Origin of the sequence: Pseudomonas syringae, assembly GCF_002157375.1 — a bacterium.
Taxonomy (GTDB): Bacteria; Pseudomonadota; Gammaproteobacteria; order Pseudomonadales; family Pseudomonadaceae; genus Aquipseudomonas; species Aquipseudomonas syringae_T.
In genome coordinates, this window is record NZ_MTSA01000007.1 from 230,832 (window position 1) to 248,151 (window position 17,320).

The window sequence follows — 17,320 nt, forward strand, 5'->3', positions numbered from 1 at the left end:
GACCTGTCGCTAATTCGACATCGCCAGCATGCTGGTACGGGCTTTGCTACAGCAGAGCTGGAGTCGAGACGCTCTCATCGTTCGGTAACACTATAAGGCTATTACTTGTAGCGATCGAAAAGCAGCTCGAGAGTCCATGCGTCAGGATTCGCGGCACGATTCAACCTGTACCGCTCTGGTCCGGGAAAATCATGGGGTTTCAGTCCACGGGGCCGATTCTGAATGATGAAGACGAATGACAGGATGATCCTGCAGGCGATTCATGATTCAGGCCCAGCGTCGCATGACCCAAAAATAAGCCAGCACGGGTTATTAGCGCCTCACAAAGGTGCGACGCGACCGAGACACCTACACAACAAAGAGCAAACTGGAGGTTTTTGAATGAAGATGTTGAAATCCACCCTGGCTATCGTCACTGCCTTGACCGCATTTGGTGTGACCGGGGCTGCCAATGCCGGCGCCACCCTTGACGCTATTCAGAAGAAAGGTTTTGTTCAGTGCGGCGTCAGCGATGGCCTGCCAGGGTTTTCCGTTCCAGACTCCACCGGCAAGATCACCGGTATCGACGCTGATGTCTGCCGCGCCGTAGCAGCCGCCGTATTCGGCGATGCCACCAAGGTCAAGTTCAGCCAGCTGAACGCCAAAGAGCGTTTCACTGCCCTGCAATCCGGCGAGATCGACATCCTTTCGCGTAACACCACCTGGACCAGCTCCCGTGATGCGGGCATGGGCCTGGTCTTCACTGGCGTAACGTATTACGACGGTATCGGCTTCCTGGTAAACAACAAGCTGGGCGTCAAAAGCGCCAAGGAACTGGACGGTGCGACCATCTGCATCCAGGCCGGTACTACCACCGAGCTTAACGTTTCCGACTACTTCCGCTCCAACGGCCTGAAATACACGCCGATCACGTTCGACACCTCTGACGAAAGCGCCAAGTCGCTGGAAGGCGGCCGTTGCGACGTACTGACCTCCGACCAGTCGCAGCTCTACGCACAGCGCAGCAAGCTGGCCAAGCCGGACGATTACATCGTTCTGCCGGAAGTCATTTCCAAAGAGCCTCTGGGCCCGGTCGTGCGTAAAGGCGACGAAGAGTGGTTCTCGATTGTTCGCTGGACCCTGTTCGCCATGCTGAACGCCGAGGAAGCCAAAATCACTTCCAAGAACGTTGAAGCTGAAGCCAAGTCGACCAAGAACCCTGACGTTGCCCGTATGCTGGGTGCCGACGGTACTTACGGCAAAGACCTGAAACTGCCGAAGGACTGGGTTGTACAGATCGTCAAGCAAGTCGGTAACTACGGCGAAGTGTTCGAACGCAACCTGGGCGAAGGCACTCCGCTGAAAATCAAGCGTGGCCAGAACGCGCTGTGGAATGCCGGTGGCATTCAGTACGCTCCACCTATTCGTTGATTGACCCGGCGCCCGACAGGCTTTACAGCCTGTCGGGCGTTGTTCTGTTGGATTTTTCCTGGGGCCTTTCATGGAAAAGCAAATCGTCGCACCCAAGCAAAAGCTCACGCTGAGCGATCCGAAAGTGCGCGCGTGGTTATTTCAGATCATCACTGTCGTGGCGGTGATCTCACTGGGCTGGTTCATCTTCGACAACACCCAGACCAACCTGCAACACCGTGGTATCACCTCGGGTTTCGGCTTTCTTGAGAACAGTGCCGGTTTCGGTATTGCTCAACACCTGATCGACTACACCGAATCGGACACCTATGCCCGTGTGTTCGTCATCGGCTTGCTGAACACCTTGCTGGTGTCGGTTATCGGTATTGTCCTGGCGACTTTGCTGGGCTTTGTCATTGGTGTCGCTCGCCTGTCTCCGAACTGGATGATCAGCAAGCTGGCAACCGTTTACGTCGAAGTCTTCCGCAACATTCCGCCACTGTTGCAGATCCTGTTCTGGTACACCGCCGTTTTCCTGACGCTGCCCGGTCCGCGTCAGGCTCATGGCTATCTGGACATGTTCTTCGTCAGCAGCCGTGGGCTCAACATGCCCAGAGCGTTGCCCGCCGAAGGTGCCTGGGCGTTCCTGATTAGCCTCATGGTCGCGGTGATCGCGATTGTGATGATGGTGCGCTGGGCCAACAAGCGTTTCGAAGCCACCGGTCAGCCGTTCCACAAGTTCTGGGTCGGCCTGGCGTTGCTGCTGGTCATTCCCGGCCTGAGCATGCTGATCTTCGGCAGCCCGGTGCATTGGGAGCTGCCGCAACTCAAGGGCTTCAACTTTACGGGCGGCTGGGTGCTGATTCCCGAGTTGATCTCCCTGACCCTGGCATTGACGATCTACACGGCGGCGTTCATCGCCGAAATCGTGCGTTCGGGCATCAAGTCGGTCAGTCATGGTCAGACCGAAGCCGCCCGTTCTCTGGGGCTTCGTCCTGGGCCGACGCTGCACAAGGTCATCATTCCGCAGGCGTTGCGAGTGATCATCCCGCCGTTGACCAGTCAGTTCCTGAACCTGGCGAAGAACTCGTCGCTGGCAGCGGCCATCGGTTACCCGGAAATGGTGTCCCTGTTTGCCGGTACGGTACTCAACCAGACCGGGCAGGCCATTGAAGTCATTGCCATCACCATGAGTGTGTACCTGGCGATCAGTATCAGCATTTCCATGCTGATGAACTGGTACAACAAGCGCATTGCGCTGATCGAGCGGTGAGGAAACGCGCATGACAACCCATACTTTCAAACCTGATATGCCACCACCGGGCAAAGTGTTCGGTCCGGTGGCGTGGATGCGGCAGAACCTGTTCTCCAGCTGGATCAACACCCTGCTGACCCTGTTCTCGCTGTATCTGATCTATCTGATCGTGCCGCCTATTCTCAGTTGGGCCTTGCTGGACGCCAACTGGATCGGTACGACCAAGGAAGACTGCACCAAGGCGGGCGCCTGCTGGGTGTTCATCGAGCAACGCTTCGGCCAGTTCATGTACGGCTACTTCCCCAATGAACTGCGCTGGAGGGTCGATCTGACCGCAATCCTGGCCATCGTCGGTGCTGCACCGCTGTTCATTTCGAAGTTTCCGCGCAAGGCTGTCTACGGCATCAGCTTCCTGGTGATCTACCCGGTTGTTGCCTTCTACCTGCTGCACGGCGGCGCGTTTGGTCTGACCAACGTGCCGACCAGCCAGTGGGGCGGCCTGATGCTGACCCTGGTCATCGCCACGGTCGGTATCGTCGGTGCCTTGCCGTTGGGTATCCTGCTGGCGCTCGGTCGTCGTTCGAACATGCCCGCCGTGCGCGTGGTGTGCGTGACGTTCATCGAGTTCTGGCGCGGCGTGCCGTTGATCACCGTGTTGTTCATGTCCTCGGTCATGCTGCCGCTGTTCATGCCAGAGGGGATGAACTTTGACAAGCTGCTGCGGGCGCTGATCGGCGTCATCCTGTTCCAGTCGGCGTACATTGCCGAAGTGGTGCGCGGTGGCATGCAGGCCATCCCTAAAGGTCAGTACGAAGCGGCCGCTGCAATGGGCCTCGGTTACTGGCGCAGCATGGGTCTGGTGATTCTGCCGCAGGCGTTGAAGATGGTCATTCCCGGCATCGTCAACACCTTCATTGCCTTGTTCAAAGACACCAGTCTGGTGATCATTATCGGCCTGTTCGACCTGCTCAACAGCGTCAAGCAAGCCACCGCCGACCCGGCATGGCTGGGTATGGCCACCGAAGGCTACGTCTTCGCGGCCCTGGTGTTCTGGATCTTCTGTTTCGGTATGTCCCGCTATTCCATGCATTTGGAACGTAAGCTGGACACAGGCCACAAGCGTTAGGAGTTTTGTGATGAGTGAAGCTATCAATAAGCCTCTGGGCGCTGAAGGCATGATCCGCATGGAGGGCGTCCACAAATGGTACGGCCAGTTCCACGTGCTCAAGGACATCAACCTGAACGTGCGTCAGGGCGAGCGTATCGTGCTGTGCGGCCCGTCAGGCTCGGGCAAGTCGACCACCATTCGCTGCCTCAACCGCCTGGAAGAGCATCAGCAGGGCCGCATCATCGTTGACGGCACCGAACTGACGTCCGACCTGAAGCAGATCGAAACCATCCGCCGTGAAGTCGGCATGGTGTTTCAGCACTTCAACCTGTTCCCGCACCTGACCATCCTGCAGAACTGCACGCTGGCACCGATGTGGGTGCGCAAGATGCCGAAGAAGAAAGCTGAAGAAATCGCCATGCACTATCTGGAGCGTGTGCGCATTCCGGAGCAGGCCCACAAGTTTCCGGGTCAACTCTCCGGTGGTCAGCAGCAGCGTGTGGCAATTGCCCGTGCCTTGTGCATGAAGCCGAAAATCATGCTGTTCGACGAACCGACGTCGGCGCTCGATCCGGAAATGGTCAAAGAAGTACTCGACACGATGGTCGGCCTGGCAGAAGAGGGCATGACCATGCTTTGCGTGACGCACGAGATGGGCTTCGCCCGTACCGTGGCGAACCGGGTGATCTTCATGGACAAGGGCGAAATCGTCGAACAGGCTGCACCGAACGACTTCTTCGACAACCCGCAAAGCGACCGTACCAAGCTGTTCCTCAGTCAGATCATTCACTGAGTCGGTAGCTGCCGTAGTGAAAACCGGGCCACGCGCCCGGTTTTTTATGGGCGGTCATTTGCACGGCGAGTGTTATGCAATTCTGGCTGAACCTTGTATTCATGATGATTCTCCAACAGGATACCGTCCCCCTGAAACGGGTCGACATACCTGATGACCGAGAAACCGATGACTGCCAAGGCTCAACCCAGCCCTCTACCGAATCCTGCTCAACCCCATCCTGTTCTGAAACGTCCCTGGCTTTTGCTCCTGGGGCTTGTGCTGGTCGCGCTCAACCTGCGCCCTGCGCTGTCCAGCATTGCACCGCTGCTCAATGAGGTGTCCGAAAGCCTTGGCATGTCGGCTGCCGAAGCCGGCCTGCTGACCACGTTGCCGGTGCTGTGTCTGGGCCTTTTTGCGCCGCTGGCACCGATCCTGGCGCGCCGTTTCGGCAGTGAGCGCGTGGTGTTGATGGTGCTTCTGACACTGGCGTGCGGCCTGGCGTTGCGGAGCCTGTTTGGTGAGGTCGGGCTGTTTGCCGGCAGCCTGCTGGCGGGTGCCAGCATTGGTGTGATCGGTGTTCTGCTGCCCGGCATCGTCAAGCGCGATTTCCCGCACAAGGCTGGCGCCATGACGGGTGTCTATACGATGGCGCTGTGCCTGGGGGCCGCGATTGCCGCGGGTTCGACGGTGCCGCTCAGCCAGTATGTCGGTGGAAGCTGGCAGATTGGTTTGGGTTTCTGGCTGGTGCCAGCGTTGATCGCTGCGATGTTCTGGTTTCCTCAGGCGCGAGAGGTACACGGTTCGCACCGCGACGTGTACCGGGTTCGCGGCCTGTTGCGTGATCCACTGGCTTGGCAGGTCACGCTGTACATGGGCCTGCAATCGTCGTTGTCCTACATCGTTTTCGGCTGGCTTCCTTCTATCCTGATCGGTCGCGGCATGACGCCCACCGAGGCCGGTCTGCTGTTGTCCGGCTCGATCATCGCGCAAGTGGTCAGCGCGTTGGCCATACCGTATCTGGCCACGCGCGGCAAGGATCAGCGTTTGGCGATCATGCTGGTCATGTCGTTGACCCTGACCGGGCTATTCGGTTGCCTCTACGCACCGCTCGGCGGTCTGTGGGGCTGGGCGCTTCTGCTCGGGATCGGGCAGGGCGGCACGTTCAGCCTGGCGCTGGCCCTGATCGTCCTCCGCTCGCGGGATTCCCACGTGGCGTCCAACCTGTCGAGCATGGCGCAAGGCTTTGGTTACACCATCGCCTCGACCGGTCCGTTTGCGGTCGGCGTGGTACACGACATGACCGGCAGCTGGAACGCGATTGGCTGGATCTTTGCCGTACTGGGCCTGGGCGCGATGATCGCCGGCCTGGGCGCAGGTCGCGCCTTGCATGTGCAGGTGAGCAGCGAGAAGGTTTGAGGTCATCAACCACTCGCCATTTTTCGCTGCGCCGCTTATCGTGCATGCATCTTTCGTCAAGGGATTTGCACGCATGAGTTACGAAGAACAAAGTCAGGCCAACAGCGCACTGATCACCCGTTTTTATGAAGCATTCGCTCAGCTGGATGCCGAGTCGATGAGTGCCTGTTACACCGATGACGTGCGGTTCAGCGATCCGGCATTTGGCGAATTGCATGGGCCTCAGGTGGGCGATATGTGGCGCATGCTGACGTCCCGGGCGAAGCATTTTTCGGTGGTGTTCGATCAGGTCCGCGCCGATGACCGCACCGGCAGTGCTCATTGGGTGGCCACTTATCTGTTTGCCCAGACCGGTCGCACGGTGATTAACGACATACAGGCCCGCTTCGTGTTTCGTGACGGCAAGATCTGCGAACATCACGACCATTTCGATATGTGGCGCTGGTCAAGGCAAGCGCTGGGTGCCAAAGGCCTGCTGCTTGGCTGGACACCGCTGGTACGCAATGCCGTGCGTGCCCAGGCGCTCAAGGGGTTGAAAGCGTTTACCGAGAGCCGCCGTGCCTGACGTTTCGACCACTGACACTGCGCCGCTTGCCGGTCAGGCAATCGGCAAACCCTGGTTTGTCTACCTGGTGCGGGCGGCCAACGGCTCGTTGTACTGCGGGATCAGTGACGACCCGCAGCGGCGGTTCGCGGCGCATCAGAGCGGCAAGGGCGCGCGCTTTTTCAGCTCCAGCCCGGCGACGGCGCTGGTGTACGTCGAGCAGTGGCCCAGCAAGGGCGAGGCGTTGCGTCACGAACACTTGATCAAGAAGCTGAGGAAAAGCGCCAAAGAGGCATTGGCGGCCAGCTATGACAGGTCCATCCATGAGCGTGATGTCTCGTCATCAAGTTGAGCCTGTGGGCCGTCAGGGCATTGCGGGTTAAGCTGGCCGCTTCCCATGTGCGCAGAGGCTGAACATGTCCGAATTGATTCTTCACCATTACCCCACGTCGCTGTTCGCCGAGAAAGCCCGTTTGATGCTGGGCTTCAAAGGCCTTTCCTGGCGTTCGGTGATTATTCCTTCGATCATGCCAAAACCCGACCTGACTGCACTGACCGGCGGCTATCGCAGGACCCCCGTGTTGCAGGCGGGCGCGGATATCTACTGCGACACAGCGCTGATGGCGCGCCGTCTGGAGCAGGAAAAGGCGTCGCCGGCGTTCTACCCGCATGGCCGGGAGTTTGCGGTCGCCGGGTTGGCTGCCTGGGCGGATTCAGTGCTGTTTCTGCATGCCGTGAGCCTGGTGTTTCAACCCGAATCAATGGCCGTGCGATTTGCCAAAGTGCCGCCTGACGCCGCCAAGGCCTTCGTTGCCGACCGATCCACGCTGTTCAACGGCGGCACTGCTTCACGCCCGCCTGTCGAGCAGGTCAAGCATCAATGGCCAACGCTCATGTCACGCCTTGAGCTGCAGCTGTCGCACGGTGGCGACTTTCTGTTTGGCGAACCTTCGATTGCTGATTTCTCGGTCGCCCACACGCTGTGGTTCCTCAAACAGACGCCGGTGACGGCGCCATTTGTCGATGATTATCCGAGTGTCAGTGCGTGGCTGGATCGCGTTCTGGGGTTTGGCCACGGCTCATTCACTGAACTGAGTTCGGCCGACGCCATCGACATCGCCAAAAACGCCACGCCTGCGCCATTGCCCGATGAAACCTTCGTCGACCCGAGCGGCATCACGTCGGGCGATAAAGTCGCTATTGCGGCGGTCGACTACGGCGTCGAAGCGGTGGAGGGGGAGCTGGTGTTTACCGGGCGCGAGGAACTCATCGTGCGCCGCGAGGATGATCGCGCCGGTGTGGTACACGTACACTTTCCACGACTGGGGTTTCGGGTCGAGAAGCGCTGAAGTATCGTGCCAATACCCCCGTTGGCACGCAGGGCGTGCTTGCGGGGATCGCGGCAGGCTTGAGCCTCGGCCTCTATGTGCGTCGCTGCTGTGCAGCGACTTTGCGCAGCAAACGCGAGAGCTGTTCGACTGAGTAGGGCTTTTGCAGCAGTTCGAAACCGTCAGTTCCGTTCTGCGCCAGAATATGACTGTAGCCTGAGGTCAGCAGCACTGGCAGGTTTTGATACTGGCGGCGTATCTCGTGGGCCAGATCAATGCCGTTCATGCCGGGCATGACCACATCAGAGAACACGACATCGAAACGGCCTGCATCCTTGGCCAGCTCGGCCATTGCCTCGGCTGCATTCGCCGCCCAGACCGTCACATACCCCAGGTCGGCGAGCGTCTGCACCGCGAAGGTGCCGACATCGGTATTGTCCTCTACCACCAGCACGCAAGTACCGTGGCCGTCCATCAAGGCTTCAACGGGGGCGATGTTCTTCACGTAGGGAAGGGCATTGACCTGAGGCAGGTATAGCGTGAAGGTGCTGCCGTTGCCGACGGTACTCGACACCGTCACTTCTCCGCCCGACTGCTTGGCAAAACCGAACACCTGAGACAGCCCGAGGCCTGTGCCTTGGCCAACACCCTTGGTGGTAAAAAAGGGTTCGAATATCTTGTCCCGGTAGGCATCCGGTATGCCGCCGCCGGTGTCAGTGATCGACACCGCGATGAATGAGCCAGGGACTGCAGGCGGCATGCGGACCGTCGGCATCTGATTGACGGACTCGACACAAATGGTGAGTTGTCCCTCACCGTTCATCGCATCACGTGCATTGATCGCCATGTTGACCAGCGCTGTGTCGAACTGACTGGGATCGGCGTCCATGAAGCAAGGCGCACTTGGCAGCCGGGTCACGATTCTGATGCGCGAGCCGGTCAGCGTCGTCAGCATTTCACTCATGGCCCGCACACTGCCCACGGCGTCGAACACCTCGGGTTTGAGCGTTTGCCGCCGCGCGAAGGCAAGCAACTGCACCGTCAGTTTGGCGGCCCTGTCTACGGTGTCCGAGATCGCGGACACGTAATGAGCTTGCCGGTCGGCAGCGAGGCCTGGCCGCCTCAGCAGGTCAGTGGACGACTTGATAACGGTGAGCAGGTTGTTGAAATCGTGCGCGACCCCGCCGGTCAATTGCCCGATGGCTTCCATTTTCTGGGACTGGCGAAGCGCTTCCTCGGCCCTCAACAGCGCGCCTGCCTGGAGTTTGCCGGTTGTGATGTCGCGGCCCGTTGCGTAAGTAACGTCACCTGCCGGTGCTGCCACCCACGAGATCCATCGAATGGAACCGTCTTTGTGTCGGTAACGGTTTTCGATTCTGGGCAGCCCGCCTTCCGCCGCAAGCTCGTAGGCGCCTTGGGTCTGCAGGTGATCATCGGGGAGGACGAACTCGTTGACGTGGTGGCTGACCAGTTCGTCCGCACTGTAACCGAGTACCGCGGTCCAGGCCGGATTCACGCGTTGAAAGACCCCTTCGAAATCGATGACAAGCATGAGGTCGGGCGATGTCTCCCACATTCGGTCACGTTCTGCGGTTCGCGAGGCGAGTTCTTTTTCGCTCTCCTTGATCTGGGTGACGTCACGCGCAGAGCAGTAAACCTTGCCTTGATCCGGCACTGCGACCCACGACAGCCAGTGCCAGTCTCCGTTTTTATGCCGGTAGCGATTCTCGAAACGCAGCGCAGGCGATCCTCGCAGAATCGCGGCATCCCATGCCTCTTGCGAGGCCGCATGATCGTCCGGGTGAATGAAATCCATGAAGAACGTGCGGGCGACTTCAGCTTCCGACCAGCCCAGCACGGCAGCCCATGCAGGGTTGGAGACTTCAAAGTGGCCTTTCGCATTCAGCACGCCGAGGATGTCGGGGCTCACCCGCCATGTCTGGCCTCGTGCAAAGGCCCGTTCGGTGACCTTGTTTTCAAGGTCGATGTTCAGCTCGCGCAACTCGGCGGTCGTGCGGTGCTGTTCGGTGATTTCCACACCCTGATTAAGCAGCCCGGCAATGTCACCGGTTTCACCGCGGATGGGGGTGGCGGTGAAGTTCCAATAGGTCAGTTCAGGCAGGCCTCGTCGCACCATCGGCAATGCGACATCGTTACGCATGAAGCCTTCGCCGGTCGTCATCGCTTCAAGAAATGGCGGGGCGACCAGTTCCCATGTATCGCCCCAGACTTCCGCCACCGGGATGCCCAGTGCGTAGGGGTGTCTGTCTGCGAGCGAGGGAATGTAGGCGTCGTTGTAAAGCATGATGAGATCCGGTCCCCAAAGGACCGTACCCAGCATGGGCGAGTTCAGACAGGCGCAGACCATCGTGAGCAGCGGCAGTGGCCAGGTGTCCATTGGCCCGAGCGGCGTCGCCGCCCAGTCATGAGCGCGCATGCGTTCACCCATCTCGCCGCCGCCGGCGAGAAAGGTATCCCGATGGGCAGTTCTGTCACGCATGTCCGACCGCCCTTGGTAATGTGTTCAACCTGGCCTGCTGATACCTGTGAACAGATTCCATCAGGAAAGCATGCTTGCTGTGTGTGCCTGGCAGGGATTACTTCAACGCCGCCAGTATTTCATCCGGGGCAAACCCCCGGATGATCGTGCCGTTGACATCGATCAGCGGGATGCCACGTCCCCCCAGCGCCTCATAGGCCTTGCGGCCCTCTTCGGACTTCTCGATGTCGAACTCCCGATACGCGATTCCCTTGCTGTCCAGAAAACGCCGCGTCTGTTTGCAGTAGCCGCACCAGTCAGTGGCGTACATCACCACCTTTGCCTGGCTGTAACTTTGTGCAACGTCCGCTGACGGAGGATTGACGAAATGCTCGATCCTGCCCCAGTTCTGATAAATGACCACCACCAGCATGATCAGTGCGAATTTTTTGAGGGTGCGCATCAGCATGCGGATTACCGTCGCTTCAACTGATCGGTCAGTTGGGTCGGCAGCCCTTTGATAATCAGGGTGCCTGCGGTTTCGTCGTACTCGATCTTGTCGCCCAGCAGGTGAGCTTCGAAGCTGATCGACAGGCCTTCAGCCCGGCCTGTGAAACGGCGGAACTGGTTGAGGGTGCGCTTATCGGCCGGGATTTCCGGCGACAGGCCGTAATCCTTGTTGCGGATGTGGTCGTAGAACGCCCTTGGCCGGTCTTCATCGATCAGCTCGGACAGCTCTTCCAGGCCCATCGGTTCGCCCATCTTGCTCTGGCTGCTGGCGTAGTCGACCAGGGTCTTGGTCTTCTCGCGTGCCGACTCTTCGGGCAAGTCTTCGCTCTCTACAAAGTCACTGAAGGCCTTGAGCAGGGTGCGGGTTTCGCCGGGGCCGTCCACGCCTTCCTGGCAGCCGATGAAGTCGCGGAAGTATTCGGAAACCTTCTTGCCATTCTTGCCCTTGATGAACGAGATGTACTGTTTGGACTGTTTGTTGTTCTGCCACTCGGAAATATTGATGCGTGCGGCAAGGTGCAGCTGGCCCAGATCAAGGTGTCGGGACGGGGTCACGTCCAGCTCGGCGTTCACCGCCACGCCTTCGCTGTGGTGCAAAAGGGCGATGGCCAGGTAGTCGGTCATGCCTTGCTGGTAATGCGCGAACAACACATGGCCGCCGACCGAGAGGTTGGATTCTTCCATCAGCTTCTGCAGATGCTCGACCGCCACTCGGGAGAACGCCGTAAAGTCGCTGCCGCCGTCGATATACTCTTTCAGCCAGCCGCTGAAAGGGTGCGCGCCGGACTCAGGATGGAACAGGCCCCAGGCCTTGCCTTGTTTGGCGTTGTAACTCTCGTTGAGGTCGGCCAGCATGTTCTCGATGGCCTGAGACTCGGCGAGTTCGGAGTCGCGGGCATGAAGAACAGCAGGCGTACCGTCGGGTTTTTTCTCGATCAGGTGGACGATGCAATGGCGGATCGGCATAGGCTTCTCGGCTGAAAAAGGTGAAGAGCGTGCAGCTCGTTGCAATGGGGCCAAGTGTAACGCACGCATGCGCCAGTGGCCCCTGAGCAGGAGGGTTTTCACCAACAGCGCAGGTGTGTTGGGTGTTTTTTGTGCGATTACCGTTAAAACCTGACCAAAAGGATAGGTAGGGGCGGATATTTGCCCGGCTCTGTGCTAGTTTTGCGCGGTCTTGCGCACTTAGCGCGTCAAGCATGCAGTTAGCGCACACGTGGGTCGAACCATTACCCGGTTTCAGTATCTACACTTTCGCGATTAATCGTGGCTGCCAGCGGGCGGTCAGGTTCATTGCCTGGCCACGGGCCTGCGTTGCGCTTTGCAATCCAAATGAATTTGATAGGGAAGGAACACCACCATGGCTCTTACTAAAGACCAATTGATCGCCGATATCGCTGAAGCCATCGACGCGCCAAAAACCACCTCGCGTAATGCTCTTGAGCAGTTGGGCCAGATCGTCGCCGACCAGTTGGAAAACGGCGTGGAAATCACTTTGCCAGGTATCGGCAAGCTGAAAGTTGCAGAGCGTCCAGCTCGCACTGGCCGTAACCCTTCGACTGGCGCTGCCATCGAAATCGCTGCCAAGAAAGTTATCAAGTTCGTACCAGCCAAAGTGCTGACCGACGCGATCAACAAGTAAGCACCCGCTTGTTGTAAAAAGCCGTGTACCGGTTAACCGGGCACGGCTTTTTTGTGGGCGCTTGCCAAGGGCTTTCGTTCCTCATGCTCCGGTGGGCTGCCGCAAGGCCGGGCGCAGAGCGTCGCACGGTAGTTGAGATGATCGTTCCCTACGCTCCAGCGTGGGAATGCCTTGGGTGACGCTCCGCGTCACAGACCTGTGTCGCACTGCATCACTCAAGACCTGACGCAGAGCGGCGTACCCACACGGGGCATGGGCACGATAGCCTGCAGAGTCGAGCCCGTCAGCCCGTGATGCGCTGCGCCTTGTCGAGGAAGGTCCAGGCCACGAAGCGGCTTTGTTTCTGCCCTTGGCCCATCTCGACGACTTTTACTTCAAGTGCGCCGGCTTTTTTCAGGGCGCTGTGGATCAGGGGAAGGTTGCTGGCTTTGGACACCAGGGTGCTGAACCACGTCACCTGACCAGGCAGTCCGGCGCTTTCCTGGATCAGTCGGGTCACGAAGCCGATCTCGCCGCCCTCGCACCATAACTCCTGAGACTGCCCGCCAAAATTGAGCACCGGCAGTTTGCGCTTGGGGTCGGCCTTGCCCAATGCTCGCCATTTACGCTGACTGCCGCGTTGTGCTTCGTCCAGCGAAGCATGAAAGGGCGGGTTGCAGAGGCTCACGGTGAAGCGTTCGGTGCTGTCGAGCAGTCCGAGCAGGATCTGTTTGCGATTGCTCTGCTGGCGCACGCTGATGGCCTTCTGCAGGCCGTTGGCTTTGACCAGCGTGGTGGCTGCTGCGATGGCTGTGCTGTCGATGTCCGACCCCACGAACTGCCAGCCGTAATCGCTGTGCCCCAACAGCGGATAAATACAGTTGGCCCCGGTGCCGATATCCAGCGCCTTGACCGAAGGCCCGCGTGGGATCACGCCGTCATTGTCCTCGGCCAGCAGGTCGGCGAGAAAGTGCAGGTAATCCGCGCGTCCCGGAATGGGCGGGCACAGATAATCGGCCGGAATGTCCCAGTGCGCGATGCCATAGAACGCCTTGAGCAGTGCGCGATTGAACACCCGCACCGCTTGGGGGTTGGCGAAGTCGATGCTTTCCTTGCCGTACGGATTAAGGATCACGAAAGCCGCCAGTTCGGGGCTGGATTTGATCAGCTTCGGAAAATCGTAATGCCCCTGATGCCGATTGCGCGGGTGAAACGTTGCCTTTTCACGCGGCGCAGCGGGTCTGGCTGCTCGCTGAGGCTTTTTGCGTGGTGGTTTCGGGGTATCTGTCATGGGTTCGATTTCAGCTGCAGTCAGTCAATACAGGGGCTTTGGACAATAAAGGCCAGATAACAAAAAGCCAGCCCACGGAGGGGCTGGCTTCTCTGACTACCTTACAGGCTGGCGATGCGTGCGTGCTGCTCGGCCAGCTTGCCCAACGCCTGTTCGGCCTCGGTCAGCTTGGCGCGCTCCTTGGCGATGACCTCCGGCGGTGCCTTGTCGACGAAGGCTGCGTTGGACAGTTTGCCGCCCACACGTTGCACTTCGCCTTGCAGGCGCTGGATTTCCTTGTCGAGGCGCGCCAGTTCGGCGCCCTTGTCGATCAGCCCGGCCATCGGCACCAGCACTTCCATGTCGCCCACCAGGGCGGTGGCAGACAGCGGCGCTTCGGCACCCTCGGTCAGCACGGTCATGGCTTCGAGCTTGGCCAGCTTCTTGAGCAGGTAATCGTTTTCGCTCAGGCGACGCTGGTCTTCGGCGCTGACGTTCTTGAGGAACAGTTGCAGCGGCTTGCCCGGACCAATGTTCATCTCGCCACGAATGTTACGCACAGCGAGCATCAAACCCTTGAGCCATTCGATATCGTCTTCGGCCGCCTGATCGATGCGTGCTTCGTTGGCCACCGGCCAGGCTTGCAGCATGATGGTCTTGCCTTGCGCACCGGCCAGCGGCGCGAGGCGCTGCCAGATTTCCTCGGTGATGAACGGCATGAACGGATGTGCCAGACGCAACGCGACTTCCAGAACGCGAACCAGCGTGCGACGCGTGCCGCGCTGACGTTCGACCGGTGCGGTTTCGTCCCACAGCACAGGCTTGGACAGCTCCAGGTACCAGTCGCAATACTGGTTCCAGATGAACTCGTACAGTGCTTGTGCCGCAAGGTCGAAACGGAACTGATCGAGTTGACGGGTCACTTCGGCTTCGGTGCGTTGCAGTTGCGAGATGATCCAGCGATCAGCCAGCGACAGTTCGACGGGTTCGCCGTTCTGGCCGCAGTCTTCACCCTTGTCCAGCACGTAACGCGCGGCGTTCCAGATCTTGTTGCAGAAGTTGCGATAGCCTTCGACGCGACCCATGTCGAACTTGATGTCGCGGCCGGTAGAGGCCAGCGAACAGAACGTGAAGCGCAGGGCATCGGTGCCATAGCTGGCAATGCCGTCGGCGAATTCCTGACGGGTCTGCTTCTCGATTTTCTTCGCCAGTTGCGGCTGCATCAGGCCGCTGGTGCGTTTCTGTACCAGGGTTTCGAGGTCGATGCCGTCAACGATGTCCAGTGGGTCCAGCACGTTGCCCTTGGACTTGGACATCTTCTGGCCCTGGCCATCTCGCACCAGGCCATGCACGTAAACGGTCTTGAACGGCACTTGCGGCGTGCCGTCTTCGTTTTTCACCAGGTGCAGGGTGAGCATGATCATCCGGGCGACCCAGAAGAAAATGATGTCGAAGCCCGTCACCAGCACGTCAGTGGAGTGGAAGGTTTCCAGCGCCTTGGTTTTTTCCGGCCAGCCGAGGGTGGAGAAGGTCCACAGACCCGAACTGAACCAGGTATCGAGTACATCGTTGTCCTGCTGCAGCGCGATCTCCGGGCCAAGGTTGTTTTTGGCACGAACTTCGGCTTCGTCGCGGCCGACATAGACCTTGCCGGACTCGTCGTACCAGGCCGGAATGCGATGGCCCCACCAGAGCTGACGGCTGATGCACCAGTCCTGGATGTCACGCATCCACGAGAAATACATGTTTTCGTATTGTTTGGGCACGAACGCGATACGTCCGTCTTCGACCGCGGCAATCGCAGGTTCGGCCAGCGGCTTGGTGGAGACGTACCACTGGTCCGTCAGCCACGGCTCGATGATGGTGCCGGAACGGTCGCCCTTCGGCACCTTCAGGGCGTGATCATCAACGCTGACCAACAGGCCGGCGGCGTCGAATGCCGCCACGATCTGCTTGCGCGCTTCAAAACGGTCCAGGCCGGCGTAAGCCGCAGGCAGCGTGCCGTCGACGCTCTCGTTCAGCGTGCCGTCGAGGTTGAACACCTGAGCCGTGCCCAGAACCGCGGCGTTCTTGTCGAAGATGTTCAGCAGCGGCAGGTTGTGGCGCTTGCCGACTTCGTAGTCGTTGAAATCGTGCGCCGGGGTGATTTTCACGCAGCCGGTGCCGAATTCAGGGTCGCAGTAATCATCCGCGATGATCGGGATGCGGCGGCCTACCAGCGGCAGCTCGACGAATTTGCCGATCAGTGCCTTGTAACGCTCGTCCTGTGGGTTCACTGCAACGGCAGCGTCACCGAGCATGGTTTCCGGGCGAGTGGTGGCGACGATCAGGTAATCCAGGCCTTCGGCGGTTTTCGCGCCGTCTGCCAGAGGGTAGCGCAGGTTCCACAGATGGCCTTTTTCGTCGTGGTTTTCCACTTCGAGGTCGGAAATCGCGGTGTGCAGCTTGGTGTCCCAGTTGACCAGACGCTTGCCACGGTAGATCAGGCCGTCTTCATGCAGACGCACGAACGCTTCTTTAACAGCCTCGGACAAGCCGTCGTCCATGGTGAAGCGCTCACGGCTCCAGTCTACGGACGAACCCAGGCGGCGGATCTGACGGCTGATATTGCCACCGGACTCGGCTTTCCATTCCCAGACCTTGTCCAGAAACTTTTCGCGGCCCAGTTCATGACGGCTCACGCCTTGCGCTTCGAGACGACGCTCCACCAGCATCTGCGTGGCGATACCGGCGTGGTCGGTGCCCGGTTGCCACAGCGTGTTGCGACCCTGCATGCGACGGAAACGGATCAGCGCGTCCATGATCGCGTTGTTGAAACCGTGACCCATGTGCAGGCTGCCGGTGACGTTCGGCGGCGGGATCATGATGGTATAGGAGTCACCCGCGCCTTGCGGAGCGAAATAGTTCTCGGACTCCCAGGTCTGATACCAGGAAGTTTCGATGGCGTGCGGCTGGTAAGTCTTGTCCATGCGAGGCGGGAACCTGTGGCCTTGATTCGGAAACCGGTAAGTATAGACCTGTGGGCAAGCGACAAGCCATAAGCGCGGGGGCACAAGCTGGCAGAACGTTAGCGGGCAGATCGGTCAGCAGGCGGCCAGTGGGCAAGGGGGCATGGTTCGGTACTCATGCCTTGATGGCAGAGTGGTAACCGTCCGAACCCGTTGTCAAACCACACCCATCACTTCGGCTGCTGCGCCAATAACCGCTCCAGCCTTGCCTCCAGCCGACGTTTGATTTCGGTCTCTATGTGCGGTGCAAAGTCATCAATCACGTCTTGCATGATCAACTGTGCGGCGGCACGCAGGTCGCTGTCCAGTTTCAGCAGCGCATCGGGGTTGGGCGGCGTTGGAGCCTGAGGCGCCTGTTGGGCTTGCTGAACCTGCTCGACCGGCGCATGAGGCGCATCGGGCGTCAGGGTCGGGATATCGTCTTCGTCGAAGTCGTCGTGATGTGTCGATTCAGGCCGGTTACCGACCATATCGAACAACAGCGGAATTTGCCCCTCGCGATGAACCGCATCGGTCAGTTGCGAAGGTTGGGTGGCGTCATCGCCGAGCAATTGGCGGATCGATTCAAGGTCGTCCAGCAAATGCGCGGATCCAGCTTTTTTTGAAGTGTCCATCGT

General features: G+C 59.4%; 15 protein-coding genes. 9 read left to right on the forward strand and 6 right to left on the reverse strand.

Features of this window, described 5'->3' with window-relative positions:
• The first annotated feature begins 381 nt into the window (after window positions 1-381).
• From BW686_RS11195 to BW686_RS11235, 8 genes are all read left to right on the forward strand, one after another.
• Entirely contained in the window at window positions 382-1,410 is a 1,029-nt protein-coding gene (locus BW686_RS11195; RefSeq protein WP_084916608.1) for an amino acid ABC transporter substrate-binding protein, read from the forward strand.
• Window positions 1,411-1,480: 70 nt separating this feature from the next.
• Window positions 1,481-2,662, forward strand: coding sequence for an amino acid ABC transporter permease (locus tag BW686_RS11200; RefSeq protein WP_084916610.1), 1,182 nt, complete (start codon window positions 1,481-1,483; stop codon window positions 2,660-2,662).
• A 10-nt stretch (window positions 2,663-2,672) separates the two neighbouring features.
• A complete protein-coding gene (locus tag BW686_RS11205) occupies window positions 2,673-3,770 on the forward strand; it encodes an amino acid ABC transporter permease (protein ID WP_084916612.1) in 1,098 nt (365 codons plus the stop codon).
• Between the two features lie 10 nt (window positions 3,771-3,780).
• Entirely contained in the window at window positions 3,781-4,545 is a 765-nt protein-coding gene (locus tag BW686_RS11210) for an amino acid ABC transporter ATP-binding protein (protein WP_005891362.1), read from the forward strand.
• Window positions 4,546-4,713: 168 nt separating this feature from the next.
• Entirely contained in the window at window positions 4,714-5,943 is a 1,230-nt protein-coding gene (locus BW686_RS11220) for a CynX/NimT family MFS transporter (RefSeq protein ID WP_179149246.1), read from the forward strand.
• Between the two features lie 73 nt (window positions 5,944-6,016).
• Complete coding sequence (locus BW686_RS11225; protein WP_084916617.1) at window positions 6,017-6,508, forward strand: nuclear transport factor 2 family protein; 492 nt, start codon at window positions 6,017-6,019, stop codon at window positions 6,506-6,508.
• A complete protein-coding gene (locus BW686_RS11230) occupies window positions 6,501-6,839 on the forward strand; it encodes a GIY-YIG nuclease family protein (RefSeq protein WP_084916620.1) in 339 nt (112 codons plus the stop codon). The genes BW686_RS11225 and BW686_RS11230 overlap by 8 nt, the downstream gene beginning before the upstream one ends.
• Window positions 6,840-6,903: 64 nt before the next feature.
• On the forward strand, window positions 6,904-7,836 hold the full coding sequence (locus BW686_RS11235) for a glutathione S-transferase family protein (RefSeq protein ID WP_084916622.1): 933 nt from the start codon (window positions 6,904-6,906) through the stop codon (window positions 7,834-7,836).
• A gap of 73 nt (window positions 7,837-7,909) precedes the next feature.
• Here the strand turns inward: BW686_RS11235 and BW686_RS11240 are convergent, their stop codons facing one another.
• From BW686_RS11240 to yejK, 3 genes are all read right to left on the reverse strand, one after another.
• Window positions 7,910-10,315, reverse strand: a complete 2,406-nt coding sequence (locus tag BW686_RS11240; RefSeq protein WP_179149239.1) for a hybrid sensor histidine kinase/response regulator — start codon at window positions 10,313-10,315, stop codon at window positions 7,910-7,912.
• A 97-nt stretch (window positions 10,316-10,412) separates the two neighbouring features.
• Window positions 10,413-10,763 (reverse strand): glutaredoxin family protein, encoded by a 351-nt coding sequence (locus BW686_RS11245; protein ID WP_084916625.1) that lies wholly within the window; start codon window positions 10,761-10,763, stop codon window positions 10,413-10,415.
• Window positions 10,764-10,768: 5 nt separating this feature from the next.
• Complete coding sequence (yejK, locus tag BW686_RS11250; RefSeq protein ID WP_024662369.1) at window positions 10,769-11,770, reverse strand: nucleoid-associated protein YejK; 1,002 nt, start codon at window positions 11,768-11,770, stop codon at window positions 10,769-10,771.
• Window positions 11,771-12,164: 394 nt separating this feature from the next.
• Between yejK and BW686_RS11255 the strand changes: the two genes are divergently transcribed.
• Window positions 12,165-12,446 (forward strand): HU family DNA-binding protein, encoded by a 282-nt coding sequence (locus tag BW686_RS11255; protein WP_084916628.1) that lies wholly within the window; start codon window positions 12,165-12,167, stop codon window positions 12,444-12,446.
• A gap of 283 nt (window positions 12,447-12,729) precedes the next feature.
• Here the strand turns inward: BW686_RS11255 and rlmF are convergent, their stop codons facing one another.
• The 3 genes from rlmF to BW686_RS11270 form a co-directional block, all read right to left on the reverse strand.
• Window positions 12,730-13,716, reverse strand: a complete 987-nt coding sequence (rlmF, locus tag BW686_RS11260; RefSeq protein WP_084916631.1) for a 23S rRNA (adenine(1618)-N(6))-methyltransferase RlmF — start codon at window positions 13,714-13,716, stop codon at window positions 12,730-12,732.
• A 101-nt stretch (window positions 13,717-13,817) separates the two neighbouring features.
• The gene (locus tag BW686_RS11265; RefSeq protein ID WP_084916633.1) at window positions 13,818-16,664 is read right to left on the reverse strand and encodes a valine--tRNA ligase; all 2,847 of its coding nucleotides are present in this window, start codon (window positions 16,662-16,664) and stop codon (window positions 13,818-13,820) included.
• A 209-nt stretch (window positions 16,665-16,873) separates the two neighbouring features.
• Window positions 16,874-17,317 (reverse strand): DNA polymerase III subunit chi, encoded by a 444-nt coding sequence (locus BW686_RS11270; RefSeq protein ID WP_084916636.1) that lies wholly within the window; start codon window positions 17,315-17,317, stop codon window positions 16,874-16,876.
• Window positions 17,318-17,320: the final 3 nt, after the last annotated feature.